At 34.2% G+C, this 1,928-nt stretch carries 2 protein-coding genes; both read right to left on the bottom strand.

What is annotated here, in order from left to right; all coding sequences use genetic code 11:
* Positions 1-274: 274 nt before the first annotated feature.
* Positions 275-1,441 carry a serine hydrolase domain-containing protein gene (locus AB3X49_RS22220; protein WP_309515007.1) on the bottom strand — a complete coding sequence of 389 codons (1,167 nt, stop codon included), beginning with the start codon at positions 1,439-1,441 and terminating at the stop codon, positions 275-277.
* Between the two features lie 424 nt (positions 1,442-1,865).
* A partial coding sequence (locus AB3X49_RS23265; protein ID WP_503413848.1) for a DUF3902 family protein occupies positions 1,866-1,928 on the bottom strand: 63 nt, incomplete at its 5' end.

Genomic DNA, 1,928 nt, shown 5'->3' on the forward strand with positions numbered 1-1,928 from the left:
CCCCTATACTCTTTATTATATGGAATGATTACAAAAATAACAATTTTCGAAATTTATAATATATCTCTTTGATCCAAAATAAAAAAGATGTCATGCAACTGACATCTTTTTTATACTAGACTATAAGATTGAATTACACTTGTATCCGTATTTATGTTCTACATATACTTGATTGCTGCCATACCATGAATGCTAATACTGTCCTTATTTGCAAAATTAAAAAGCATCTCTTTTATTTACAACTAAAGCCGGATTCCATTCGCTTTCTTTTCATCTATTTCTTAAATTCAACTTGCATCATTTTATTAAACTGTGTTAAAACATCAATCGCACCTAAAGAGTTAATACTGACAGCCAATGTATGTTTGCCTCCAATTACTCCGCCAACAAAAGTTGTAAATCCAGGAATCGACCCTCCATGACCCCAAATTGAAACACCGTTTGAAAGTTTCGTCTCATAGATCCCAAGACCATATCCATCACCAAGACCTTTTCCTTCTATAGGAACTGTAGTAAGCATTTCTTTTAGCTCGCGTTCTTTCAGTAACTTACCACCGAGTAAAGATGCAAAGAACGTATTTAAATCGTCCGCATTTGAAATCATATCTCCAGCTGCATTAGCTAAACTCGGATTATAATACGTCATGTCTTTCAATTCACTTGTTTCGTCTATTTTCATATACCCACGAGCATGATCCTTTCCTGGAATAACGGGTGAATTCCCTGGTAAAAACGTATTTGACAGATCCAAAGGTTCAATAATTCGTTTTTCAATTTCTTCTGCATAACTATTGCCACTTATTTTTTCAATAAGCATTCCCAATATTACGTATCCTGTGTTTGAATACGCCCATCCTTTACCTGGCGAAAAATCTGGGGGTAGAGAAAGTCCTATTTTCACTATTTCTTCTGCTGTATACGTTTTTCTCGAATTCATTATGTCAGCGTCTTTTGACTTTAAATATTCAGCTATACCACTCGTATGATTCAAAAGTTGACGTATCGTAATTTGATTGCCATCATACCCATTTCCTTGAATGAGACCCGGTAGCCACTTTTCAATTGGATCGTCAAGTTGCACGCGATTTTCTCCTACTAATTGAAGAACAGTCGTAGCGGTAAAAGTCTTCGTCACACTCCCAATCCGAAAACGATAATCCGATTTCATTGTTTTCTTTGTATTTAAATCCGCGACGCCAGCAGTATAACTACTAATCTTTCCATTGTTAGACGTCTTCGCTAATATTCCTGGGGTTCCAAGCTGTACTGTTTCCTGCATTACTTGTTTCCAACCATTCCGATTCTTTTGATCATGTGATTGTGACGGACTAGATAAATTTTGAACAGACTCTGCTTTCACAGTAAAACCTGGTGTGAATAGAGTAGTACCCGCTAATAAAACTGCCAAACTTGCTAACTTAATTGAATTACATTTTTTCATAAGACTCCCTCTCCTCTATTAATATAGGATTAATTCAAGTTATACTTTAATCCTATATGATAAAACTCTCTTTTTTCTTATCCATTCCTTACGAAATACTTACGTTCAAATTTTGATACGATAAACTGAGAAAGAGCTATGCATGAAAATAAAAAGGGCATATAAAATAAGGACAGCCACTTAACTGCCCTTATTTTCATTTCACCTCGTCTTTATTATTTTTAAGATGATTCATTAATTGTGTTCGTTTCAAAGGTACATATATGTTTGTTCCAGTAACATATCTTTTTCCCAATCGAATTATCTTATAAATTTAAGGAGTTCATATTAAGATTAACAATAAAAAAGAACGTGTTTTCAATTTATCAGAACACGTTCTCTTACATACTTAAAACCCTATATCAACTTTTTATTTCATTCACTTTTACCATCCTGCACTAGCGTTCATGCCATTTCCAATAATAGTAAGAAATAGTGGCCACAATAC

Origin of the sequence: Bacillus sp. C30 (assembly GCF_040838255.1) — a bacterium.
Lineage (GTDB): Bacteria > Bacillota > Bacilli > Bacillales > Bacillaceae_G > Bacillus_A > Bacillus_A mycoides.